The sequence below is a fragment of the Rheinheimera sp. A13L genome (assembly GCF_000217935.1).
Classification (GTDB): Bacteria; Pseudomonadota; Gammaproteobacteria; order Enterobacterales; family Alteromonadaceae; genus Pararheinheimera.
The window spans coordinates 1-22,829 of record NZ_AFHI01000010.1 but is presented as its reverse complement, the minus strand read 5'-3'; the positions used below and the strand labels follow the sequence as shown (position 1 = coordinate 22,829).

The following is a 22,829-nucleotide window of genomic DNA, read 5'->3' as shown; positions in this document are numbered from 1 at the left end:
ATTAAAATTGCCTGTGTTTAAAGCCGGTATGACTGAGTTCAAAAATAAATGAAGCAATTTGCAGTAAAAACACAACTCGTGAAGCTGAGCCTGTTCAGTTTATGTTTAGCTCTGGCCTCTGTAACTTCAGTTCAGGCAAATAATGCATTACCTGACATTGGTGGCAATGCCTTTTCCACCTTAACACCGGATAAAGAGAAGCAGTTAGGCGACGTGATGATGCGCCAGACCAAAGGCCAGTTGCCTATGGTGTATGACCCTTTATTGGATGAATACCTGAATGCGATGGGCAACCAAATGGTAGCTAAAGCTCAGGACGTTAAATTTCCGTTCCGGTTTTATTGGGTGAATGATAAAAACATCAACGCTTTTGCCACGCTCGGCGGCAATATAGTGTCCCATACCGGCACTTTGGCTGTGTCAGACAGCGAAAGTGAATTTGCCTCTGTGATAGCACACGAAATTTCTCACGTCACGCAGCGCCATATAGCCCGCTCTGTCGAAGCCCGTTCGCAAAATGGCCCATTAACACTCGCAGGTATTTTAGGCTCAATTCTGCTGGCAACAGTCAATCCTGAAGCTGGCATGGCAGGTATTATGGCCGCTCAGGGACTGGCGCAACAAAGTGCAATCAATTTTACCCGCAGTAACGAGCAGGAAGCAGACCGTATAGGTATTCAGCTGTTGGCCGATGCCGGCTATAACCCTTATGCTGTGCCTGAGTTTTTTAATAAACTGGCGGAAAAAAGCCGTTTTGCCAATACTCAGCTGGCTTTTTTATACACTCACCCTTTGTCACAATCCCGGGTTGCCGATTCACGTTTAAGAGCCGAACAATACCCTAAACGTTTTGTTGCAGACAGTCAGGATTATGCACTGGCCAAAGCCCGCGTAATGGCGCGCTATCACTACAAAAGCAAAGACGCCCAGAGCTATTTTTTACGCAAGCTGGCCGAACCTGGCGGCAATACCAAAGCCAATCAGTATGGCCTGGCTTTAGCTTATTTTGATGACAAGCAAGTGGAAAAAGCAGATCAAATTATCACTAAGCTGCGTCAGCAAGAACCGGATAATTTGTATTACATAGACGCTTATACTGATATTTTGCTGGCACAAGGTAAGGCTGAACAAGCCATGACCATGCTGGAGCAACAGTACCTGCTCAAACCTAATAACCAGGTGGTGACTCTGAATTACGCCAATGCCGCCATTCAGGGCAAAGCCTACCGACTGGCCGTTCACTTGCTGCGTAACTTACTTTATTACAAAAATGATATTTTCCCAGCTTATGAAATGCTGGCAGATACCTACAAAGCGATGGAAGATTTTGCACGTTATTACGAAGCAAGAGCTGAGTTATATTACCAAATGGCAATCTACCCTAAAGCCATAGATGACTTAAACGAGGCGTTAAATCATCTGGAGCCAAATAACAGCTTAGAAAACAGACGGATTGAAGCTAAGAAAAAACAATGGCAAACCGAATTAAACCGTCTGAAACGTTTATAAACTCAAGGCACTATTTATGATTACGCTATACCACAACAATCGTTGTTCAAAAAGTCGTGAAGCATTAGCACTGCTGGAGCGAAGCGGTAAAGATTTTTCCATCCGTTATTATCTGGACCAGCCTTTATCTGCTGATGAACTGAGCGTTTTACTTCAAGCGCTGCAGCTACCTGTCCGTGATTTATTGCGCAGCAAAGAAGATGAATACAAAGCGCTGGATCTGGCCAATCCTGTATTGTCCGAACAGCAATTGATTGAAGCTATAGTACTTCATCCAAAACTGATGGAAAGACCAGTGTTACAGGTGGGCAGCAAAGCTGTAATAGCCCGTCCTGCCGATAAAATGCTGGCACTGCTGGCATGAAAGCTGTGTTACTGATTTTGTATTATTCCCGTCATGGTTCTGTTACCGCTTTAGCTGAAAAAATTGCTATTGGTGCCCAACAAGCCGGCGCTGAAGTGATGCTGCGGACTGTGCCGGCTTTAGACGGTTCAGTGCCAGGCCTTCATCCGGTTGTGACAGAGCAGGACTTGCTGGATGCTGACGGCTTTGCTTTTGGCAGTCCGGTGCGTTTTGGCAATATGGCTGCACCACTGAAAGCCTTTTGGGATAACACCAGTAGTCTGTGGCTAAAAGGTGCATTAACGGACAAACCTGCCGGTGTCTTTACCTCCTCTGGCAGCATGCATGGTGGTAATGAAGCCAATTTACTCAGCATGATGTTGCCTTTATTGCATCACGGTATGCTGATTGTTGGCTTGCCTTACCTTGAACCAGAGCTGCATCATACCCAAACTGGTGGCACTCCTTATGGTCCAAGTCATGTCAGTGGTTTATCTGCTTCAGACAGCTTAAGTAAAGATGAGCATCAACTGGCGCTTCAATTTGGCAAACGTCTGGCATTAGCCGCTATCGCATTAAAAACTTCTGGATTCAGTACTTTATGACAAACTCTTCTGTCGCTATGGCCTCCTCCACCCGTCTTTATCTTTGGCTTGGCCGTCTTGGCTTTAGCGGGCTTTTTCTGCTGATCCCCCTCTGGGTTTTATGGCTCGCCCCACCAGAACTTGGCAGTGCCAAGGTTCTGCTTGCTCTGTTGTGGACACCTTTGTGGTTTCCGCTTTGGGGCATGATCACCGGCAAAGCTTATACCTTTGCCTGGGCGAACTTTATTGTCATGCTGTATATGATCCACAGCCTGACCCATTTGTGGATAAGTTCAGGCACAGAATTTTTGCTGGCACTGGTAGAGTTAGTGTTTTCTTGCCTGATGTTTGTTGGCTGCACTTATTACGCCCGTAACAGAGGCAGAGAGCTGGGTTTAAAAATCCCTAAATTAAAAGATGATCCAATAAGAAGCATCAAAGACTAATCTAAAGTAACAACGCCAGCGTACATAACCGCAGAGTAGTTAACGACATGCGGTTATGAACCCTACAATAGCTTTATTTCCATTGAATACCCTGCTGCTGCCTGAAGGCAGAATGCGTTTGCGTTTATTCGAACCCCGTTATTTACGCCTTATGAAAGACGCCAGCAGCGGCATCAGGCCCTTTGCCATCGCCAGTATTAATTCTTTAGTGAGCCAGCATCATCAGGACAGAATTTGCCCTGAAGTCACACTGGTGTCTATTGTTGATTTTGAGCAATTGCCTGATGGTTTGCTTGGCATTACTGTCGAGGGGACAGGCCGTTATCACATCAGCAAAAGGTGGCAGGAATACGACCAGTTGCATGTGGCAGAACTGACTCAGGTCCCATTTTGGACAGCACAGAACACCAGCGCTGAACAGCAGCTGTTGTGGCATAAATTACAGCTGGTGTTTAAACAATACCCTGAATTGGCCACACTCTACCCGCAGCCAGAACCTGACAATTTATGCTGGCTGGTGTCACGCTGGATGGAGCTGTTACCCCTGACACCTCATTTAAAACGTCAGTGGCTGCAGCAGGAGCTGACTGACACAGCCAAAGATCTGGAACTCTGGCTGGAAGACAGTCTGGAAGAACTAAGTTAATTTTTGCTGCATCAATGCGGGATTTAATTAATGCCCAGATATTTATGCACTTGAACACTTAAACGCCAGTTGTGCTGTTTACAGAATTCAATAGCAAGCTGGGTGGCTTTGGCTTTTTGACTGATCGGCTGCAGGTACACCAGTGTATGGGTTAAATCCAGACCCTGTAGCAGCTCCAATAGCTCCTCTATATGTTTTTCCATAGCCACAGGGTGCTTAATTTCATTAGCGCGTTCGAGTGCGGTACGCAGCACTTCGTAGCCCCCCTTCATATTCACTTTTGGCGAAACTGTGACAAAGGTGCTTTGCGGCGCGAGAATTTCAAAGGTACCGCTGGTTTCTATCTGAGTGGAATATCCGACAGAATGCAACAGTTCACACAAAGGCCGTAAATCATACATACAAGGCTCGCCACCTGTGATCACCACATGTTTAGCGCGGTAGCCTTTGTCGGCAAACAACTGAAGCACTTCGGTTGAAGATAAACTGCACCAGTGATCCGAGTCGGCTTTTTTCTCTAAAATAGCCGCAGGGCTCAGTTGCAGTTCCGGATCGATTTCCCAGGTCTGTTTGGTGTCACACCAGGAGCAGCCTACAGGACAGCCTTGTAAACGCAGAAAAATAGCAGGAGTGCCAGTGTAACTGCCTTCACCCTGAATGGTCTCGAAAATCTCGTTTACTTTATACACTTTGTGGGGTTTTCCTTTAGCTACAGGCTCAGATACAGTACAATGCGCGCCCGAAATTTTGCCTATTATAGCGAGAGAGCCTGACAGATGCCGCAAAAAGTTGTTGTGATCTATTCCGGCGGTATGGATTCATTTACCGTGTTGCATAAAGCCATAGCTGATGGTCATGAAGTCTATGCCCTGTCTTTTAACTATGGTCAGCGCCATGTTAAAGAACTGGTCTGTGCCCGCAGTGTTTGTGAAGAGTTAGGGGTTCCGCATAAAGTGGTGGATATTTCTGCGATTAATCAGTTACTGGCCGGTTCTAGCCTGATGGCGCCAGACAGCACTCATGAAGATATTCAAATTCCCGAAGGCCACTACGCTGCCGACACCATGAAATCCACTGTGGTGCCAAACCGCAATATGATTTTATTGTCTTTAGCCGTTGGTTATGCGGTGTCGCTGAATGCCCGTGCTGTGTATTACGGTGCTCATTCTGGTGATCACTTTATTTATCCGGATTGCCGTCCTGATTTTGTGCATAAAATGAATGAAGTTTGCCAGGTGGCTAACTACGAGCCTGTAGACATTGTCAGCCCTTACTTAAGCCAGACCAAAATCGAAATTTTACGCGATGGTTTAGCCATGGGACTGGATTACAGCAAAACCTGGACCTGCTACAACGGCCGTGAAAAAGCCTGCGGTAAATGTGGCTCTTGTCAGGAACGCCTCGAAGCTTTTGAACTGAATAACGCAACAGATCCTTTAGCCTACGAAGGTTGATGCAGGCTAATTTGCTCTAACAACTGTCGCAGCGGGTTGGCTTCTTGCTGCCCCTGCCGACAGACTGCATACATAGTTCTGAATAAACCGTGCTGCCCTATAGGCACAACAGCCAACAGCCCCTGAGCACGATAAGGTTCCATCAGCCATCTCGGTAATAACGCAACTCCCTGCCCTGCTGCAATCAGCTGCAAAATCTGACTGCTTTGCGCCACAGTTCTGAACTTTGCCTCCAAACCTGCCGGAGCCAGCACATAACGGTATAAATCCTGCCGATCCAAAGGCAATGGATAACCTAATAAAGTGTTCTGTTTTAGCTGCTGCGCTGTGATAAAAGGCTGCAATGCCAGTGGATGATCAGCACTGACTCCAAGGCATAATTCCATCTCAAACAAAGCTTCAAAATAACAACCTGCAAGCTCACGTTGGTCTGTGGTCAGCACTAAATCCAGTTCATCACTTAACAAGGCATCCAAAGCGTTGTGTTCAATTTCAGCAGAAAACTCGACCGGGCATTGAGGTTGCAACAGCCCAAAAGCTTTCACAGCTGGCATTAACCAATGAAAACAAGCATGGCATTCCACTGCCAATCGAATACGGCTTAAGCTTTTGCCTTTGAGCTGAGTTTCAGCCTGCGCCACTAAGGGCAGGACTTGGGCTGCCAACTCCAATAACAGCTGACCTTGGGGACTAAATGATACAGGCTGGCTTTTACGCAGATAAAGTGCAGCGCCAAGATAGGATTCGGCTTCTTTAAGCTGATGCGATAAGGCCGACTGCGTCAGGCACAGTTGATCAGCAGCAGCCACTAAAGTGCCGCTCTGCTGCAACGCCTGTAAGGTACGCAGCAGTTTTAAATCAATCATCTGCCCATTCCTTTATAACAAAAGTTTTCTTCATACTAACCATGCAATTCATTTGTTTGTCTCTGTTTAGCATAAACATCAATATTAGCCATGTAAACATCTGGACACCCAAACAAAAAAATAACATGCGTTAGTACATAACCGCGGCTTCCCTCATATTGGTAAAAATACGTGCGTTAAAAAGACAGCAGCGCTGTTTAGAGGCAGAGCATTTGTGGATCAATCCGGGCTGTGGCAAGAATTTGTCCATTCAGATTAAATATTAAATGTTAAGTATTAAAAAAGGGCCATCAAGGCCCTTTTGTTCTATCAAACCGACCTACTTAACCGGTAGCTCAAATTTGGCAAACATTCTGTCTATATCATCCTGATTACGTAGCATATTGGCTTTTTCCACCACTTCGCGGGTTAAATGCGGGGCAAAACGTTCAATAAAGTCATACATATAAGTACGTAAAAAAGTGCCCTTTCTGAAACCAATTTTAGTGGTCGAGGCCGCAAATAAATGACTGGCGTCTATAGAAACTAAATCTTTGTCCAAATCTTTATCCATGGCCATGGAGGCGATCACTCCTACGCCTAAACCTAAACGTACATAGGTTTTAATGACGTCAGCATCTGTGGCTGTAAAGACAATTTTGGGTTCTAAGCCCTTTTCACCAAAAGCACGGTCCAGCTCTGAGCGGCCGGTAAAACCAAATACATAAGTGACAATAGGATGTTCAGCCACATCTTCCACTGCAATTTTACGGCTTAAGCTTGCCAGTGGGTGATCATGACGCACTATCACGCTGCGGTTCCAGTGGTAACAAGGCAACATCACTAAATCATTAAATAAATGCATAGCTTCTGTGGCTATTGCAAAGTCTGCATCACCCCGAGAGGCTGCTTCAGCAATTTGTGACGGTGTGCCCTGATGCATATGCAAAGAGACTTTGGGGAATTTTTTCATAAAACCACTGATCACTGGCGGCAAAGCATAACGGGCCTGAGTGTGGGTCGTGGCAATATTCAACTTGCCTTGATCAGGCAAAGTATGTTCTTTGGCAACCGCCTTGATGCTCTCAACTTTTGCTAGTATTTGTTGAGCTATTTCAATAACATCTCTGCCAGCTGGTGTAACATGAGTTAAATGTTTACCGGAACGGCCAAAGACCTGAATACCCAGTTCGTCCTCCAGCATCCGCACCTGTTTACTGATGCCAGGTTGTGAGGTATACAAACTCTCTGCTGTCGCAGAGACATTCAGGTTGTGATTGAGAACTTCAACAATATAACGTAGCTGTTGTAATTTCATGTGTCAGTGATCCGTTCTTGGCATATGCTATAAACACTATACATATTCATCTGGATATTCCAACTTATTTTGATTTACTTGGAATATATAACCAATAGTAACTAAAAAAACTGCTGTTTGCTTCTCAATGGCGGTACAACGGGATCATCGGGGACTGTATGTCAACTTCAGACTCATCCATCGACTTTGCGACAGTGCTGGCGTCAGCTGCACATGATATGAAAAACTCCTTGTGTTTATTGATCCAATCCATTGATAACCTGCAACAAGAGCAGCAACAACTGGACAGCAACGGCCGGGAAGAATTGTCCCGTATTCATTACGAAGCCAACAGACTCAATATCAATCTGTTGCAACTGTTGTCCTTATACCGTATCGAAAAGAACCAGTTACCTTTGCAAATTGACCAGTATTATATCTCTGATTTGTTTGAAGAAATTCTTCTGAAAAATGAAATGTACATCAGTCAGAAAGATATTCAGGTCGAAGTTCAGGATGGCAGCGATTTACTTTGGTATTTTGACAGCGATCTGATCAGCAACTTGCTTAACGATATGTTCGTGAATGCGTTGCGCTACACCAAAAGCAAATTGTTATTAAGGGCAGAGCTGACAGCACATGGGCTGGCGATAGAACTGCATGATGATGGCCCAGGTTATCCTGAATTTATGCTTGAAAATGCCGATACGCTGATGAAAGATTTAAATTTAGCGGCTGGCCGCACAGGCTTAGGCCTGTTTTTTGCAGGGTTAATCGCCAAAGCGCACAAAAATCATGGTAAAACTGGTTTTATTCGTTTAAATAATGGGGGTTTGTATGGCGGAGCTATGTTCAGCCTGTATTTACCCTGATTTGCACTTAACATAGATATTTTTCAAAGCCCGGCTTAAAATCAGGCCACAGCTGAAATACCCCGATGAATCCGGGGGCAACGGAGTTTGGATGCTTTTTACTATTATTATTGTGCTGGTTGTTGCACTGGTGATTATCGCCGTGATTGTCAACGCAGTACAGCAGCATAAAGAGCGGCTAGCCGCGCTGAAAAGAGCAGAGTTTTCTAAACTCCGCACTTTGCTGGAAGAAACAGAAGACATTCTGCTGAATGCTGCCAATGTCCCCATGACAAAAGGCATCATGCAAATGTTGCTCAAACGTATAGCGGTTACACTCAAAGCTATGCTTGAACTGGAACCCAATTCGAAGGATTTGAAAAAACGTATTGGCGAGACAGAAGCCCGTTTAAACGATACAGCAGCTGGAGATATGGCGGTCGAAGGCTTAACCATGCCAGATAATGACAAACAGATTATTGGCATGATTCAGGGCATTAAAAAACTGCGGACTATTTTGCGCAGCGAACATGCCCGCGGTAATATAGACACCCAAACCGTAGTGCAGGAAGACAGACGACTGGAAATGCTGCAATTACGTATTAATGTGGAAAGCCAGATTAAAAGAGGCAATCAGGCAAGAGCAGGCAACATGCTGGGCTCAGCCCGTCAGTGTTATGAAAAAGCACTCACCACTATGTCAAACTGTGCTCACTCGGACGATTACATCACCACTCGTAAAAGTGAAGTAATGACCATACTTGAAGATATAGCGACTGAATTAAAAGAAGGTAACCTGCGCGACAGACAGAAAAAAGCCGAACAGGAAAACAATGATCTGGATGTGCTGTTCGCTCCGAAACGTAAATGGTAATAAAAAAGGCGCCTGAGGCGCCTTTTTTATTACTATGAAATTATTTTTCTTTTTCCTTAGTCACAACCCAGCGGCCATTTTCGTACCAGGCCGACCAGCCAGTGGCTTTGCCATCCTTTTCCGTCATCACATACTGTTGCTTGGTCTTACGACTCCAGCGGATGATGGTTGGATTGCCTGAAGCATCAGCCGCAGGAGCATCAGCAAGGTAATGGAACTTCGGCACAAGACGATCTTTAAAACGCGCTAATTCAGACACCAGTGGCGCTCGTGTTTCCCTGGATTTAGGGAAAGTAGCGGCAGCGAGGAACAAGCCTGCAGCACCATCACGCAACACAAAGTAGGTCTCTGATTTTTCGCATTTGAGCTCAGGCAAATGCACCGGATCTTCTTTTGGTGGTGCAGCTTCACCACTTTTCAAAAGTTTACGGGTATTTTTGCAACTGTCGTTGGTGCAACCAAAGTATTTACCAAAACGGCCTGATTTCAGCTGCATATCCGAACCACACTTCTCACATTCGATCAGTGGGCCGTCATAACCTTTAAGCTTAAATAGACCAGCTTCAACCAGATAACCGTCACAACCCGGGTTATTACCGCAGACATACAGCTTACGCTGCTCGTCAATCAGGTAATGATCCATGGCGGTGCCACATTTAGCACAACGTTTTTTATGACGCAGTATTTCGGTTTCTAATTCATCTTCATCTGCCACTTCCACCGCATCATCACCAGGCGTTAAATTCATAGTGGTGGTGCAACGTTCTTTTGGCGGCAGGTTGTACCCTGAACAACCTAAAAACACACCTGTGGATGCGGTGCGGATCCCCATCTGGCGACCACAGGTAGGACAGGCAATATCCGTCAGTACAAACTGATTAGTGCGCATGCCGCCCTGCTCTGGATCCGATTCTGCGGTTTTTAACTGCTGAGAGAAATCGCCATAAAACTGATCCAATACTTTACGCCATTGCAGTTCACCGTGAGCTATGTCATCAAGGCGCACTTCCATATTGGCAGTAAAATCGTAACTCATTAAATCGCCGAAGTTTTCGACTAAACGGTCGGTCACAATTTCACCCATTTTTTCAGCGTAGAAACGACGGTTGTCTACTTTGACATAACCACGTTCCTGAATAGTCGAAATAATGGCGGCGTAAGTGGAAGGACGACCTATTCCACGCTTTTCCAGCTCTTTTACTAAACTGGCTTCGCTAAAACGAGCCGGAGGTTTAGTAAAATGCTGAGCCGGCGCTAACTGTTCCAACTTCAATACTTCACCCGGTTTTACATCCGGTAATTCCAGCTCTTCTTCGTCTTTGCGCTTCTGAGCTGGTTGCACTTTAGTCCAGCCATCAAAACGTAATACCCGGCCTTTGGCTTTTAATTCAAAATCAGCTGCAGCCACAGTGATCACTGTGACATCATACTGTGCAGAAGGCATCTGACAGGCCACAAATTGGCGCCAAATCAGCTCATAGAGTTTACGGGCATCGGCTTCCATATCCTGCAGGCTGCTTGCCAAAACAAAAACATCAGATGGACGAATGGCTTCGTGCGCTTCCTGAGCATTGGCTTTGCTACCATAACTTAATGGCTGCTCTGGCAAATACTTAGTACCAAAATTTTGTTCAATATAGTCACGACAGGCGGTCAGCGCATCCACACTTAAGTTGGTTGAGTCGGTACGCATATAGGTAATATGACCGGCTTCGTACAAACGCTGTGCCAGCATCATGGTTTTTTTCACACCATAACCTAAACGGGTACTGGCGGCTTGCTGTAAGGTTGAGGTAATAAAAGGCGCCTGAGCTTTACTGCTCGATGGCTTATCTTCACGCTCAATGACTTCATAGCTTGCTTTTTGCAACACAGCCACAGCAGCATCGGTCTGGGCTTTATTTTCAGGTCTGAAGGCTTTTCCAGCCTGTTTAGCTACGTCCAGCTGCAGCGTTACACCTGCATTGGTTTGCGTATCCGCAGCAACAGTCCAGTATTCTTCAGGCACAAAAGCTTTAATTTCACGCTCACGCTCCACCACTAAACGCACAGCCACAGACTGCACACGACCAGCGGATAAGCCACGGGCTACTTTTTTCCACAGCAATGGGGAAACCATAAAACCAACAACCCTGTCTAAAAAGCGACGGGCTTGCTGAGCATTGACGCGGTGCTGATTGACTTCACCTGGTTCAACAAAAGCATTTTTTATAGCGTTTTGAGTGATTTCGTTAAACACCACCCGCTTAAACTTCTGATGCTCGCCACCAATAATTTCCTGAAGGTGCCAGGCAATAGCCTCCCCTTCGCGGTCTAAGTCTGTTGCCAGATAAACAGTGTCAGCTTTTTCAGCCAGAGCTTTCAGCTCTTTGACGACCTTCTCTTTGCCGGGCAAAATTTCGTAACGGGCTTGCCAGTCGTTGTTTGGATCTATCCCCATACGTTCAACCAGAGCCTGATACTCTTTTTGCTCTTTGCTGAGCTTAGTTTTGTCTTCTTTGACCTTATCTTTGTTACTGCTGGTGGGCAGATCGCGGATATGACCTACGCTGGATTTAACGATAAAATCGTTTCCCAGGTATTTATTGATGGTTTTAGCTTTCGCCGGTGATTCGACTATGACTAGTGATTTCGCCATTTTATGATTGAGATCCCTGACCTTTTCGCGTGCCGGTGGGCACTTCTTTTTTAACGTATATCCGCAAACTCAAGTTGTGACAAGAGAATAAGTTCATTATTATGCCAGAAGGTCACAATTTAGTGACTTTTCGCTGAATAAATCAGCGGGACCTGCATAAAGTAGCCAAAGCCGCAGCAAAACGGCTCGCCGTAAGGTGGTCAACAAAGTTGTGGCTTTGAGTACGCAGGGATATAACCCAAAGTAATTGAAGTGACAGCTAGGCAACAAGCGAGCGAGACCCCAGGAGCATAGAGGTCCTATGTGACTGGGGCGAGTAGCGCAGTCAACAACGCTGTAGCTTTAAGTACGCAGGGATATTACCCAAAGTAATTGAAGTGACAGCTAGGCGACAAGCGAGCGAGACCCCAGGAGCATAGAGGTCCTATGTGACTGGGGCGAGTAGCGCAGTCAACAACGCTGTAGCTTTAAGTACGCAGGGATAAAATGAAGCAACGGCCGCAATAATAATAAAAGCAGAGCCCCTTCCCAAAAAATGAAGGAATAAAGCAAAAATGAAGTTCTTTGAAGCAAATTTTGACGGCCTGGTCGGGCCGACGCACAACTATGCCGGATTATCCATCGGCAATGTTGCCTCGCTAAATAACGCCAAAAATACCTCAAGTCCAAAACAAGCCGCTAAGCAGGGTTTGCAGAAGATGAAATCCTTGTCCGAACTTGGTTTAGTTCAAGGCGTTTTGGCTCCACAAGAGCGCCCTGACGTCTATACCTTAAGACGTTTGGGTTTCACCGGCACTGACAGTGAAGTCATTAGTAAAGCGGCAAAACAAGCGCCAGCTGTGCTCAAAGCCGTCTGCTCTGCCTCCAGTATGTGGACAGCCAACGCCGCCACTATTTCACCCAGTGCAGACACAGCGGACGGTAAAATTCATTTTACCCCGGCAAACTTAACCAATAAGTTTCACCGTTCACTGGAACCCTTAACCACAGGTCGGATCCTCAAGGCCATGTTCAGTGATGATAAACATTTTGCGCATCATCAACATTTGCCGGACAACGATCACTTTGGTGACGAAGGCGCAGCGAACCATACCCGCTTATGCAGCGCCTATGGTGATGCTGGTGTTGAATTGTTTGTTTATGGTCGTTATGCCTTTGATTCATCAAAACCTGCGCCAAAACGCTTTCCTGCCCGTCATACACTGGAGGCCTGTGAAGCGGTCGCCCGCCTGCATGGCTTGTCTGAAAACGGCGCTGTGATGATGCAGCAAAATCCGGATGTGATAGATCAGGGTGTCTTTCACAATGACGTGATTGCGGTTGGCAACCAAAACGTGTTGTTTTTCCATGAGCAGGCTTTTGTTGATACCCAAAGCAAGCTGGATGAAATTCGCCGTAAGTTTGGCACAGCTGCAGATTTGCATTTTATTGAAGTAAAAACTTCAGAAGTTTCAGTGTCTGAAGCAGTAAAAACCTATCTGTTTAACACCCAGTTAGTCACCTTACCAAACGGCGATATGGCCATTATTGCGCCAACAGAATGCCGAGACAGCGACACTGTGTCTGCCTATCTGGAACAACTGACTGGTCGTGGCACACCAGTACGTCAGGTGCATTATTTTGATGTAAAGCAAAGTATGCAAAATGGCGGCGGTCCAGCCTGTTTACGCCTGCGCGTAGCAATGAGTGCTGCTGAGCATCAGGCAGTGAATCCGGCCGTGCTGATGAACGACAGCTTGTTTGTCCGGTTAAATCAGTGGGTGGATACACACTATCGTGACCAGATCAGCGAAGCTGATTTAGCCGATCCGCAATTGCTGATTGAAAGTCGTCAGGCATTGGATGAACTGACACAAATCTTAAAACTAGGTTCTGTGTATCAGTTCCAGCGTAATTAAGTGCCTGACACTTTAAGCGGCCAACGAGAATAACTGCCGCCTGGAGAGAGGCTTACATAAACCTGAATAAATAAGGCGGATACTTAATCCGCCTTACTTTTTTGCGTATTGTTTTACAACGAAAGCCGCTCAACACCTATTAAAAGGTGTTCGCACAACTGGCGTTAATCCCAAAAGGATTTCTGGCAGGAGCAGCAGTTTCGTCAGCCACATAATTACCTGACACAGTAGTCCTGAATTCACGACTGGAAACATTTTCTGAACCATCGGCAAAGCCTGTTACCGACAACAACAACCTTGTCCATGGCGCTATATCTTTAGGGTAGGTTAAATCGAAGGTGGCAATGCCATTGCTGTCTGCCTGGATAGTACGGGGGACTGTAGCCACATTGCCAGGCGTTAATTGACCATCGCCATTAAAATCCTCACCTTGGTCCAAAATACCATTGTTGTTTACATCTTCACTTTGACAGTCAACACTGGTGATCACCGGATCCCAGTATTCGAACTCAATCAGATCCGGTACTGCCATCCAAAAACCCTTGTTGTAACTCAATGGCAATACAGAAACGTTAAGCTGCTGACCGGCCACTGGGTTGCCTGACGAATCAGTCACTAAAACAGAAAACTCTTTTCTAAACAACGAAACACTGGGTTCTGCAACAGAGTTACCTGTACCAAAGCGAAAAAACAGGGTTCGGGTCCCGACAGAAACCGGCGTATTGCCACTGACCACAGGTGTTGTATTCAGCACTGTCGCCAATACGCTTAAGTTGGCCCCTGTACCTGCACCTGTGGTGTTATCCGCTGTAAATACGGTACTGGCCAGGCCTTGCGAATCTGTAATAGCAGTTGCCGGATTAATTTGCCCACCAGGAGCACCATCCAGCGTAAAAGCGACAGTGCGGTTTTTCACCGGGTTATTATTTGCATCCCTGACAACTGCACGCACCACACTTTGCTCACCAGGCCCTAACTGAGCTGGAAAGGCTGAAACCCCGACTGTATCAGGCACAGTGGCAACAAATTCAATCTGGGTTTGTGTCGTTAATAAATCAGTAGCGCCTGGGCGAATTTCTGTTGCCGCTATATTGGCAAAACCTGCAAAGCTGGACGCTACCAGAACTGAAGCTTGCCCTTGCAGATCTGTAGTTTGATCAACAGACACCTGGGTCAGGTTTCCCGTCAGCAATCCCAAAGTGCCTCTGGTGGTGGTCAAATTCAGAGCTTTATTCGTATTAGGTAAATTATTCACCAGCCACTCTACTGTGAGTTGCTGCTCTGTGCCCAGCGGCACTTCAATTAGGTTGGTATTTAAAAACTGGAACTGGTCGGATTGAATACTGATAGGTGCAACTGCAGTGGCCCCTAAACCAGTCACACGAAGTTCATCTGTGCCGCCCTGCGTTGCTCTGTAGGTAAAAGAGACCCGACCGCTATTGCCAGCAGTCACCAGCGAAGTACTGGTGATGGGGTTATCTAAAGCAGAAGTTACAGTTAAGGTCCGCCCCTGAATACCTTTGCCGTCAAAATCAGTTAGATCCGCGGTAATAGTCACTTCGTCAGACAACACCATAGAACGTGGTGCGCTGATAAGAATGGTCGTGCCCACCACATTGACATCCACAGTGGCGATCCTATCCCCGACTGCTGCTGTCACTGTAATAGTGCGTAAGGATGGATCCACGCTGCTGGATAAAATGGCTTTGGCTACACCATCAGTTTCAGTAATAGCGCTTACCACTTGCAGTTCACCTGAAGAGGAACTGAACTGCACTGTGACTCCGGGTTGCAATACGTTGCTGGTATCCAGAACAACAGCAGACAAAGCCACTTGTGCTGTGCTGCCTGAGCCTAACTGCAGGGTGTCGGCAATTAAGCGCAGTGACCCGACCGGTTTTTCAGGTTCTACATCATCCGCATCGCCAGCTGAAGCAAAGCTAATGGTATTGGATTGTCCACCGGTTAAAGTAGCCGCTATAGTACCGGCGCCACTTTTGGTTCCCACCAGCACACCTATTACAGCAACACCATTGCTGTTGGTTTGAGCCGTGCCGGCCTCATTATTAAAGTTAGCTAAAAGTGCATCGTTAAAACTAAAAGTCACCAGTTGACCCGCCATAGAGCGGCCTGTTGACGAAGTGAGAGTCGCTGTTAATGTCAGGGGCTGAGCTTTACTTACCTCTGCGGACACCGCAGCGGATGCATTCGTCAATACCAGACTGATGCTGATCACTTCGGTTGTACCGCCACCGTCGCCATCATCAGTAATAGTGCCCCCCCCACCACACCCAGCTAACAAGAACAAGACAACGACGACAAAGTAGCACCTGACTCTAAGCATCTGGACTCTCCATTGGATGCGCTAACTTATTGTAATTATTCTAGCTTAGTCGAAACTTATGCAGTGGGCTAAGTCCAGATGCAAAATAATTCCGTCAGTTGCGGTTTTTCTTTTGACTCACAAACTGTTAGGCTAAGCGGCATTTTCCGGGCTGATAATAAAATAAAAATGACTGCAAAAAAGAAACTAGGTCTAACCCCACGTATTTTGATTGGTATGGCGCTGGGCATACTGGTCGGTGCTTTTTTTAAATTCCTGTTAGCAGGTGAAGCAGAACGAACTTTAAGTTTGTTTGGCGCAGAGCTTGGCTTGCGGGCCTTTTTTGTCGACGGTATTTTTCACGCAGGTGGACAAATTTTTGTCGCCAGCTTAAAAATGCTGGTCGTGCCGCTGGTTTTTGTCTCTCTGGTCTGCGGTACCAGTTCATTGAGTGATGGCAGCACCTTGGGTCGCCTTGGCGGTAAATCTGTTGGTTTGTATATTCTGACCACAGCTGTTGCTATAGCTCTGGCTATCTTTTTTGCACTTCTGGTTTCCCCCGGAACAGGAGTACAAATGACTGCAGATGCACAATTTAGTGTGCAACAAGCCCCCTCTATTACTCAGGTTTTTATCAATATGTTCCCAAGTAATCCGGTGGAAGCCATGGCGAAAGGGGAAATGCTGCAGATTATCGTGTTTTCAGTTCTTTTTGGTTTAGCCGTTGCTTTAACGGGAGAAGCGGGTTCCAGAGTGCGGGCTTTGTTTAATGACTTAAACGAAGTGGTGATGAAACTGGTTGGTTTTATGATGGCTCTGGCACCTTATGGTGTGTTTTTCCTGATGGCCAAACTATTTACCACTTTAGATTTGAAAAATTTGGAAAGCCTGGGCTGGTATTTTAGTACTGTGCTTTTTGTATTGTTTTTCCATGGTTTTGTTGTTTATGGCTTATTTATCTCTGTTTTAGGTCGCTTAAACCCTCTGATGTTTTTCCGCAAAATGAAAGATGCCGCTTTGTTTGGTTTTAGCATGTCCAGCAGTAATGCCACCATTCCGGTCAATATGGAAACAACCACCAAAAAACTGGGGGTCAGCAACAGTATTGCCTCATTCACTATCCCTTTAGGTGCAACCATCAATATGGATGGCACAGCCATTATGCAAGGTGTGGCGACTGTATTTATCGCTCAGGTGTTTCAGGTTGATTTAACCACTATGGACTACCTGATGGTGATTCTGACCGCCACTTTAGCTTCTGTCGGCACTGCAGGTGTGCCTGGTGTAGGTTTAATTATGCTGGCCATGGTATTGCAGCAAGTGGGCTTACCAGTGGAGGGTATTGCCTTGATTATTGGCGTGGACCGTTTACTGGATATGACCCGCACAGCAGTGAATGTGACAGGGGATGCTATGGTGTCCTGTCTTATCGCCAAAAGCGAAAATCAATTTGATGCAGAGTGTTTTAACAACCCGGATGCAGGAAGAAACTCTTAAGTTTCGCCTCTAAGAAAAAACGCCGCAAATTGCGGCGTTTTTTTATGTCCATGGATGGACGGTATGTCGCAACTGTAGGGAACATTGTTGCGACGATGTCCATGGATGGACGGTATGTCGCAACTGTCGGGGTGATAGCGGTCTTTCGAAATGCCAACAGTTTGGCATTTCGCCGTTATCACGCCTTCGCCTCTGGCGCAGGCCGGATGCTTGTTGCTACGATTCTAACTGTTTTCACTACCTGAAATTTACCACTGGATTAAAAATGCCTTTTCCAGCAGTTGGCTGACCTTAAACTGACGCTGAGCAAAAGGTCGTCCTGTCAGATTACGAACCGCCACCAGCTGTATGGAGGATGCAAAATCAAATAAGCTTCTGACCTCCTGCTCTGTCACCGAAAATGGCGGACCAGACATTTCATCTTGTTGATACTCCAGACTCAATAACACTAAAGAGACAGGCCCCTGACAGAGTTGCTTTAACTGCTGCACATAGTCTTTACGCATCTGCTCAGGCAAAGCGATAAGAGCTGCTCTGTCATAAATCAACCCTATATAACCCAACTGCTCTGGCTTTAAGGCGAAAAAGTCACCTTGCCAGATATCAACAGCCGGATGACTAAAGTGCTGAAATTCGTTGTATGGAGAAGCAGAAAACTCTTGTCCCTGTTGCTGATAAAACTGCTGACAAGCCAGCTCTGACAGCTCAGCCCCAGTCACTTTGCCATGTTGTGCCAACCACCACAGGTCAAGACTTTTACCACACAAAGGCGCAAAAATAGCGCTGGAACTGTCCCGATTTAACTGCGAAAACAGCACAGGCAGCAGTGGATGGATTTCACTTTGATGAAAACCTATACGTTGATTCTGCCAGCAATTGTGCCAAAATTCCGCTTGCATGCATTAACGCCAGAAACTAAGTTGCGACAATTTGTTCAGGCTGGCAGTCAGCGCAGAGCTTGCCGCCAAACCGACTTTTTCCGCCAGTTTGCGTTTAAGCTGGTATTTCACCTGCACAACCTTTTTGGTTTTAAATTGCTGAACCAGATAGTCATCACTGGTTTGTAACTGATCGATTAAGTTTAAATCCAGGGCCTGATAACCAAACCAGTGCTCCCCTGTCGCCACCTGATCCATCACCAGCACAGGCCTGTGTTTAAACACAAAATCTTTAAATAAAATATGGGTTTGTTCCAGTTCTTGCTGAAACTTCTCACGGCCTTTGTCTGTATTTTCAGCGAATACGGTCACAGTGCGTTTGAATTCACCTGCAGTGAACTGCTCCACATCTATATGATTTTTTTTAAGCAACTTATGGAAGTTTGGTAATTGAGCTACCACGCCAATAGAGCCGACAATGGCAAAAGGGGCAGCTAAAATACGGTCGGCAATACAGGCCATCATATAACCACCGCTGGCTGCTACTTTATCGACAGCTACCGTCAGGCGGATATTTTGCTGCTTAATTCTGTCAAGCTGGGAAGCCGCCAGACCATAACCATGCACTACCCCACCCGGGCTTTCTAAGCGGATCAGCACTTCATCTGTTTCCGTTGCAACAGCAAGCACAGCTGTGACTTCTTCACGTAGTGCTTCTACTTCATGTGCATCCATACTGCCATTAAAATCCAGTACAAAAAGCCGCTCTTTTGGCTCGTCCTTTTGTTTCTGGTTTTTAGTCCAGGCCTTAAACGCCTTTTTATCCAGCAACTGTTGCTGTAAATCAGCAGTTAAATCAGCGTAATCTTCTGATAAATCGTTAAACTCCAGTTCACCCTTTTTAGCTTTTTGTTTAGCAGACAGCACAACAGCAACAATAACTGCGACAGCAATCACCACTGTGGCTGTTTTCGCTAAAAATAAACCGTATTGATATAAAAATTCCACTTCCATTCCTTCTCAAGAAAAACTACAGGCATTGTAACTTGATGGCGGTGATTGTGTCGAAAATATGCTCTGACCCTGATAGCTGGGTTTGATGTCAGCATTGGAACTGCAGCGCAGTGCCATCCTTGGACATCGTCACAACAAACTTCCGGCCTGCGCCAGAGGCGAAGGCGTGATAACGGCGAAATGCCAAACTGTTGGCATTTCGAAAGACCGTTATCACCCCGACAGTTGCGACATACCGTCCATCCTTGGACATCGTCACAACAATGTTCCCGACAGTTGCGACATACCGTCCATCCTTGGACATAAAAAAGCCCGGCATCAGAGCCGGGCTTTACAGAGGTTGAGCTATTAGTTAGCTGGAGCCATTACAGCACCGTTGGTGACCACAACACCTGCACCACGACCCATAAAGAAGCTTACGCTTTGGCCTTGCATTTCAGCTGTCGCTGCAGCACTGCCCTCAGGGCTCAGGATAGAGCTGTGGTTACCCGCAATAAAGCGGCTTAAGGCTGTGCCCGTCACTGGATAAGTACCAGCCACGTTACTTAAAGCTGAAGCACCTAATAAAGCAGCCAGAGGCTCAGTGCCGGCCAGAGGCATAGCAGCAGAGCGATTTGGGATCACCTGGTCTGGTAACTGATCCGAACCGTTGCCTACCACTTCAATGATATAAGTTGGGGTTTCAGAAGCCACCAGCATAGAAGCATAGTTATTTGGATCGCCAGCATCTGTTACTGTCTGAGCTGCAAAAGCAAAAGACGAGAACGAAGCGTTTAATGTTGCCAGTGCCGCTGGATTAGATACGGCAAGCGCCTGAGCAAAGTCATTAAAACACGCCGCATAAGGGGCACTCTGACCTGCACCACAGGCATTGTTGGTGGCAAAGTCAATGTAACCCTGAGCAGTGGCACCACCAGCACCTAACAATACGCTGGCTTTAATGGTAGGACCAAAAGAAGCTGACTCCAACAGGAAGTTAGCCACAGCACCACCAGGCATAGCTAAGGTAGCTGAGCGAATGTTATACAAAGCATCCAACTGAGCACTGCCTGTTGTGCTGTTGGCCAAAGCCACCATAGCAGTACCAGAGATTGCACCCAAAGAATGACCTAAGAACTGGACGTCCTGAGTATTTAACAAGCCAGGTTGGTTGTTAAAGTTCATGCCTAAACGTAAGCCCAGCATATCAGCGATACTCTGACGTAAATTGTCACGGGTCACCAACAGGTTCGACAGGTTCATATAGACAGTTGCATTACCATTACTAGCGTTTAATGGACCAAAACCACGGCTGCCATGTAACGGATGGTCAATCGCAATAGTGGCAAAACCGCGGGCAGATAAAGCACCGGTGATGGCAAGCATATCTTCTTTTTTCGAAGTAATACCATGTTGTAACATCACCACAGGCCAGCCTGCTGCTGGTTTCACCAAACCTAAAGCGGCACCGCGAACCTCATCAGGTACTGTGACCTGCACTGCTAAAGTTTGAGTGCTGTTTACTTTGGGGATCACGTTAAACTTGGTCAGGTGACGTTGTTTATCCAGACCAAAATCGCGTAAAGCGCCATTTGAAGCGGCATTACAGAAGGCATCATTCCCCGCCTGAGCCGGATCAGTAATACTGCCTTCTAAGGCTGTTTTTTGTGCATCTGTTAATGAAGCAATAATTGCGCCTGAGTCACAACGGGCCATCCAGCGGGTACTTAAAGGAGCCATTGGATTTTCTGCAGTTGCTGCCCCCAAATAATACGGCAGGTTAATAGTACCGCTGTATAACTTAGCCAGTTTAAAAATAAAACGAGGATCAGCCAGACTATCCGCTACAGTTTGTCCCGGGAACAATAAATCCGAAACCACAGCACCAGTATCAGCAAGAGCTACTGAAGGAGGAGTGTTGTTATTTAACGGACTTGGTGCCATTAACTGTTTAATAGTGGCAAATACCGGAGCTGTAGACTGGGTAGTGATAGCAGCAGTGTAGATAATGCCGGCTTTGTTAATCGACTGTGCAGAGACTGCATTTTCAAAACTGTTAATGACGCCTTGTAAAGCCAACTGAGCAGCTGTGCCTAATGGCTTAGTATTGATGTCCTGCTTGACCAACTCATAACTGCTGGAAGGTGCAACAGAACGGCCTTCACTGTCTTTTAACGCATCAGTGAACACCAGAATATAAGTGGTCGCAGGTTTTAATGGCTTTAACGGGATAACAGCAACGCTGTTGCCGCTGGCACGGGTCACATAATCAACACCAAAGGTCAGACTGCCAACAGCTTTACAAGCAGCGCCCCGAGGTACAGCACGACAATCTGCATCTGGTGATGCCGGGTCGCCCATCAGGGTTTCCACTAAGTAAACTGAACCAGGCTGCTGCACACTGGCTGCATCTAAGCTGACACCAGAGGTAAAGCTCAGTGCAATGGTAAATGGGTTTTGTGTTGACCAGCCATCTAACGCGCCTAAGGCCGTTGAAGGGTCTGCATAGTTAGGAGCAGCAAGATGTGCGCCTGCTGCATCTTTTTCGCCCGGCATAAACAAAGTACCATCAGTGGTGCCTTGTAATAATAAATCGTTAGGTGGTGATAACACACCGTTGGCTGGGTCATAGACTACACGTGATAAAGGGATTTGAACCTCACCACCTGTTTGAGTATCTTCTTTAATTTCGTCCAGTGATTCGCCACCACAACCGGCTAAACCTAACGCACTGGCAATAGCAAAGCTAAGCAAAAGCTTGTTCATATCTTCTCCCCGTGTCCTGTATTTTTCTTATTCTGCCCCTGTAGTTACCTAAAGGAGTCATTCGTTTTGTGATGTTAGCCTTTAACAGCTACGACCAGTTAAACTTAACCCAATCAGAAAAAATTCGCTAGCTCAAATTCAAGCTTGTTGAAGAAAGGTGCAAAATTAGTACAGAGCAGGTATGCTGCCGCCGTTTTTCAACGTCTGGGACCCCTTTTTATGTTTAATTATCAAGCTAAGCCTCAAGCACTGGCAGACAAAGTTATTCTGGTAACAGGCGCTGGCGACGGCATAGGCAAAGCAGCTGCGCTTTGTTACGCCAAACACGGCGCTACTGTTATCCTGCTGGGCAAAACCACGTCCAAACTTACAGCGGTGTACGATGAAATAGTGGCAGCTGGCTGGCCAGAACCCGCTATTGTTCCGCTGGATTTAAAAGGTGCAACAGCCAAACACTATCAGGACATGGCAGGCACTATTAAAGCTGAGTTTGGTAAATTGGACGGAGTACTGCACAACGCTGGATTGTTAGGGGTATTGAGCCCTTTTGAACATCTTGATTTGCCCACCTGGCAGGATATTTTACAGGTCAATGTCACAGCAGCGATGTTGATGAGTCAGGCTCTGATCCCAGTGTTAAAATTAGCGCCACAGAGTTCAGTTGTTTTTACTTCTTCAGGCGTCGGTCGTCAGGCCAGAGCCTACTGGGGCGGTTATGCCGTATCAAAGTTCGCCACCGAAGGTTTAATGCAACTGATGGCTGCTGAGTATGAAGGGTCAACACTAAGAATCAATGCAATTAATCCTGGCGCTACCCGTACCAAAATGCGTAGCAAAGCCTATCCGGGTGAAGATCAGTTGAGTTTGCCTACAGCGGAGCAAATTATGCCGTTGTATTTGTATTTAATGAGTGATGACAGCACAGCCGTGAATGGCCAGTCACTGGATGCACAACAGAAATAACCCCTGAAAAAAAACCGGCTCAAG

At 46.4% G+C, this 22,829-nt stretch carries 19 protein-coding genes; 11 read left to right on the top strand and 8 right to left on the bottom strand.

From position 1 onward, the window contains the following. Window positions 1-48 precede the first annotated feature (48 nt). The 5 genes from RHEIN_RS06440 to RHEIN_RS06420 are packed head-to-tail and all read left to right on the top strand — an operon-like array spanning window position 49 to window position 3,528. Window positions 49-1,509 carry a M48 family metalloprotease gene (locus tag RHEIN_RS06440; RefSeq protein WP_008898170.1) on the top strand — a complete coding sequence of 487 codons (1,461 nt, stop codon included), beginning with the start codon at window positions 49-51 and terminating at the stop codon, window positions 1,507-1,509. A 16-nt stretch (window positions 1,510-1,525) separates the two neighbouring features. Beyond that, complete coding sequence (gene arsC / locus RHEIN_RS06435; protein ID WP_008898169.1) at window positions 1,526-1,873, top strand: arsenate reductase (glutaredoxin); 348 nt, start codon at window positions 1,526-1,528, stop codon at window positions 1,871-1,873. Next, window positions 1,870-2,457 (top strand): NAD(P)H:quinone oxidoreductase, encoded by a 588-nt coding sequence (wrbA, locus tag RHEIN_RS06430; protein ID WP_008898168.1) that lies wholly within the window; start codon window positions 1,870-1,872, stop codon window positions 2,455-2,457. The genes arsC and wrbA overlap by 4 nt, the downstream gene beginning before the upstream one ends. Beyond that, window positions 2,454-2,882, top strand: a complete 429-nt coding sequence (locus tag RHEIN_RS06425; protein ID WP_008898167.1) for a DUF2069 domain-containing protein — start codon at window positions 2,454-2,456, stop codon at window positions 2,880-2,882. Before wrbA ends, RHEIN_RS06425 begins: the two co-directional genes overlap by 4 nt. A gap of 55 nt (window positions 2,883-2,937) precedes the next feature. Beyond that, window positions 2,938-3,528, top strand: coding sequence for an LON peptidase substrate-binding domain-containing protein (locus RHEIN_RS06420; RefSeq protein ID WP_008898166.1), 591 nt, complete (start codon window positions 2,938-2,940; stop codon window positions 3,526-3,528). Between the two features lie 23 nt (window positions 3,529-3,551). On the opposite strand, the gene queE is transcribed toward RHEIN_RS06420, so the two are convergent. Continuing rightward, entirely contained in the window at window positions 3,552-4,217 is a 666-nt protein-coding gene (gene queE / locus RHEIN_RS06415; RefSeq protein ID WP_008898165.1) for a 7-carboxy-7-deazaguanine synthase QueE, read from the bottom strand. Window positions 4,218-4,304: 87 nt separating this feature from the next. Here queE and queC point away from each other — a divergent pair, with 87 nt between their 5' ends. Continuing rightward, complete coding sequence (queC, locus tag RHEIN_RS06410) at window positions 4,305-4,982, top strand: 7-cyano-7-deazaguanine synthase QueC (RefSeq protein WP_008898164.1); 678 nt, start codon at window positions 4,305-4,307, stop codon at window positions 4,980-4,982. Here queC and RHEIN_RS06405 read toward each other — a convergent pair. Then, window positions 4,970-5,848 (bottom strand): LysR substrate-binding domain-containing protein, encoded by an 879-nt coding sequence (locus RHEIN_RS06405; RefSeq protein ID WP_008898163.1) that lies wholly within the window; start codon window positions 5,846-5,848, stop codon window positions 4,970-4,972. The two genes, queC and RHEIN_RS06405, sit on opposite strands and share 13 nt — an antisense overlap. Before the next feature lie 319 nt (window positions 5,849-6,167). Next, a complete protein-coding gene (gene cysB / locus RHEIN_RS06400; RefSeq protein WP_008898162.1) occupies window positions 6,168-7,145 on the bottom strand; it encodes an HTH-type transcriptional regulator CysB in 978 nt (325 codons plus the stop codon). A 158-nt stretch (window positions 7,146-7,303) separates the two neighbouring features. Here cysB and RHEIN_RS06395 point away from each other — a divergent pair, with 158 nt between their 5' ends. Then, window positions 7,304-7,996 (top strand): sensor histidine kinase, encoded by a 693-nt coding sequence (locus RHEIN_RS06395; RefSeq protein WP_008898161.1) that lies wholly within the window; start codon window positions 7,304-7,306, stop codon window positions 7,994-7,996. Window positions 7,997-8,087: 91 nt separating this feature from the next. Further along, window positions 8,088-8,849 (top strand): hypothetical protein, encoded by a 762-nt coding sequence (locus RHEIN_RS06390; RefSeq protein ID WP_008898160.1) that lies wholly within the window; start codon window positions 8,088-8,090, stop codon window positions 8,847-8,849. A 40-nt stretch (window positions 8,850-8,889) separates the two neighbouring features. Here RHEIN_RS06390 and topA read toward each other — a convergent pair whose 3' ends face one another. Then, window positions 8,890-11,487: a type I DNA topoisomerase gene (gene topA, locus RHEIN_RS06385; RefSeq protein ID WP_008898159.1), complete on the bottom strand. Its 2,598-nt coding sequence runs from the start codon at window positions 11,485-11,487 to the stop codon at window positions 8,890-8,892. Window positions 11,488-12,041: 554 nt separating this feature from the next. On the opposite strand from topA, the gene astB reads away from it, so the two are divergent. Next, the gene (gene astB / locus RHEIN_RS06380; RefSeq protein WP_008898158.1) at window positions 12,042-13,385 is read left to right on the top strand and encodes an N-succinylarginine dihydrolase; all 1,344 of its coding nucleotides are present in this window, start codon (window positions 12,042-12,044) and stop codon (window positions 13,383-13,385) included. Between the two features lie 139 nt (window positions 13,386-13,524). On the opposite strand, the gene RHEIN_RS06375 is transcribed toward astB, so the two are convergent. Beyond that, window positions 13,525-15,729, bottom strand: a complete 2,205-nt coding sequence (locus RHEIN_RS06375) for an Ig-like domain-containing protein (RefSeq protein WP_008898157.1) — start codon at window positions 15,727-15,729, stop codon at window positions 13,525-13,527. Window positions 15,730-15,897: 168 nt separating this feature from the next. Here RHEIN_RS06375 and RHEIN_RS06370 point away from each other — a divergent pair, with 168 nt between their 5' ends. Next, window positions 15,898-17,205 (top strand): dicarboxylate/amino acid:cation symporter, encoded by a 1,308-nt coding sequence (locus RHEIN_RS06370; RefSeq protein WP_040554660.1) that lies wholly within the window; start codon window positions 15,898-15,900, stop codon window positions 17,203-17,205. Window positions 17,206-17,453: 248 nt separating this feature from the next. Here RHEIN_RS06370 and tmpT read toward each other — a convergent pair whose 3' ends face one another. From tmpT to RHEIN_RS06350, 3 genes are all read right to left on the bottom strand, one after another. Next, window positions 17,454-18,104 carry a thiopurine S-methyltransferase gene (gene tmpT, locus RHEIN_RS06365; protein WP_008898155.1) on the bottom strand — a complete coding sequence of 217 codons (651 nt, stop codon included), beginning with the start codon at window positions 18,102-18,104 and terminating at the stop codon, window positions 17,454-17,456. 3 nt (window positions 18,105-18,107) lie between these two features. After that, window positions 18,108-19,097 (bottom strand): protease SohB, encoded by a 990-nt coding sequence (sohB, locus tag RHEIN_RS06360; protein WP_008898154.1) that lies wholly within the window; start codon window positions 19,095-19,097, stop codon window positions 18,108-18,110. A 348-nt stretch (window positions 19,098-19,445) separates the two neighbouring features. After that, window positions 19,446-21,842, bottom strand: a complete 2,397-nt coding sequence (locus RHEIN_RS06350) for a VolA/Pla-1 family phospholipase (protein WP_008898153.1) — start codon at window positions 21,840-21,842, stop codon at window positions 19,446-19,448. Window positions 21,843-22,061: 219 nt separating this feature from the next. Between RHEIN_RS06350 and RHEIN_RS06345 the strand changes: the two genes are divergently transcribed. Then, on the top strand, window positions 22,062-22,805 hold the full coding sequence (locus tag RHEIN_RS06345; RefSeq protein ID WP_008898152.1) for a YciK family oxidoreductase: 744 nt from the start codon (window positions 22,062-22,064) through the stop codon (window positions 22,803-22,805). The last annotated feature ends 24 nt before the right edge of the window (window positions 22,806-22,829 follow it).

Coding starts and splice junctions, on each gene's coding strand:
- RHEIN_RS06425 (WP_008898167.1), top strand. CDS start 2,454: ATGACAAACTCTTCTGTCGCTATGGCCTCCTCCACCCGTCTTTATCTT.
- queC (WP_008898164.1), top strand. CDS start 4,305: ATGCCGCAAAAAGTTGTTGTGATCTATTCCGGCGGTATGGATTCATTT.
- RHEIN_RS06440 (WP_008898170.1), top strand. CDS start 49: ATGAAGCAATTTGCAGTAAAAACACAACTCGTGAAGCTGAGCCTGTTC.
- RHEIN_RS06405 (WP_008898163.1), bottom strand. CDS start 5,848: ATGATTGATTTAAAACTGCTGCGTACCTTACAGGCGTTGCAGCAGAGC.
- RHEIN_RS06420 (WP_008898166.1), top strand. CDS start 2,938: ATGAACCCTACAATAGCTTTATTTCCATTGAATACCCTGCTGCTGCCT.
- tmpT (WP_008898155.1), bottom strand. CDS start 18,104: ATGCAAGCGGAATTTTGGCACAATTGCTGGCAGAATCAACGTATAGGT.
- cysB (WP_008898162.1), bottom strand. CDS start 7,145: ATGAAATTACAACAGCTACGTTATATTGTTGAAGTTCTCAATCACAAC.
- sohB (WP_008898154.1), bottom strand. CDS start 19,097: ATGGAAGTGGAATTTTTATATCAATACGGTTTATTTTTAGCGAAAACA.
- RHEIN_RS06350 (WP_008898153.1), bottom strand. CDS start 21,842: ATGAACAAGCTTTTGCTTAGCTTTGCTATTGCCAGTGCGTTAGGTTTA.
- wrbA (WP_008898168.1), top strand. CDS start 1,870: ATGAAAGCTGTGTTACTGATTTTGTATTATTCCCGTCATGGTTCTGTT.
- RHEIN_RS06375 (WP_008898157.1), bottom strand. CDS start 15,729: ATGCTTAGAGTCAGGTGCTACTTTGTCGTCGTTGTCTTGTTCTTGTTA.
- topA (WP_008898159.1), bottom strand. CDS start 11,487: ATGGCGAAATCACTAGTCATAGTCGAATCACCGGCGAAAGCTAAAACC.
- RHEIN_RS06390 (WP_008898160.1), top strand. CDS start 8,088: ATGCTTTTTACTATTATTATTGTGCTGGTTGTTGCACTGGTGATTATC.
- RHEIN_RS06395 (WP_008898161.1), top strand. CDS start 7,304: ATGTCAACTTCAGACTCATCCATCGACTTTGCGACAGTGCTGGCGTCA.
- arsC (WP_008898169.1), top strand. CDS start 1,526: ATGATTACGCTATACCACAACAATCGTTGTTCAAAAAGTCGTGAAGCA.
- astB (WP_008898158.1), top strand. CDS start 12,042: ATGAAGTTCTTTGAAGCAAATTTTGACGGCCTGGTCGGGCCGACGCAC.
- RHEIN_RS06345 (WP_008898152.1), top strand. CDS start 22,062: ATGTTTAATTATCAAGCTAAGCCTCAAGCACTGGCAGACAAAGTTATT.
- RHEIN_RS06370 (WP_040554660.1), top strand. CDS start 15,898: ATGACTGCAAAAAAGAAACTAGGTCTAACCCCACGTATTTTGATTGGT.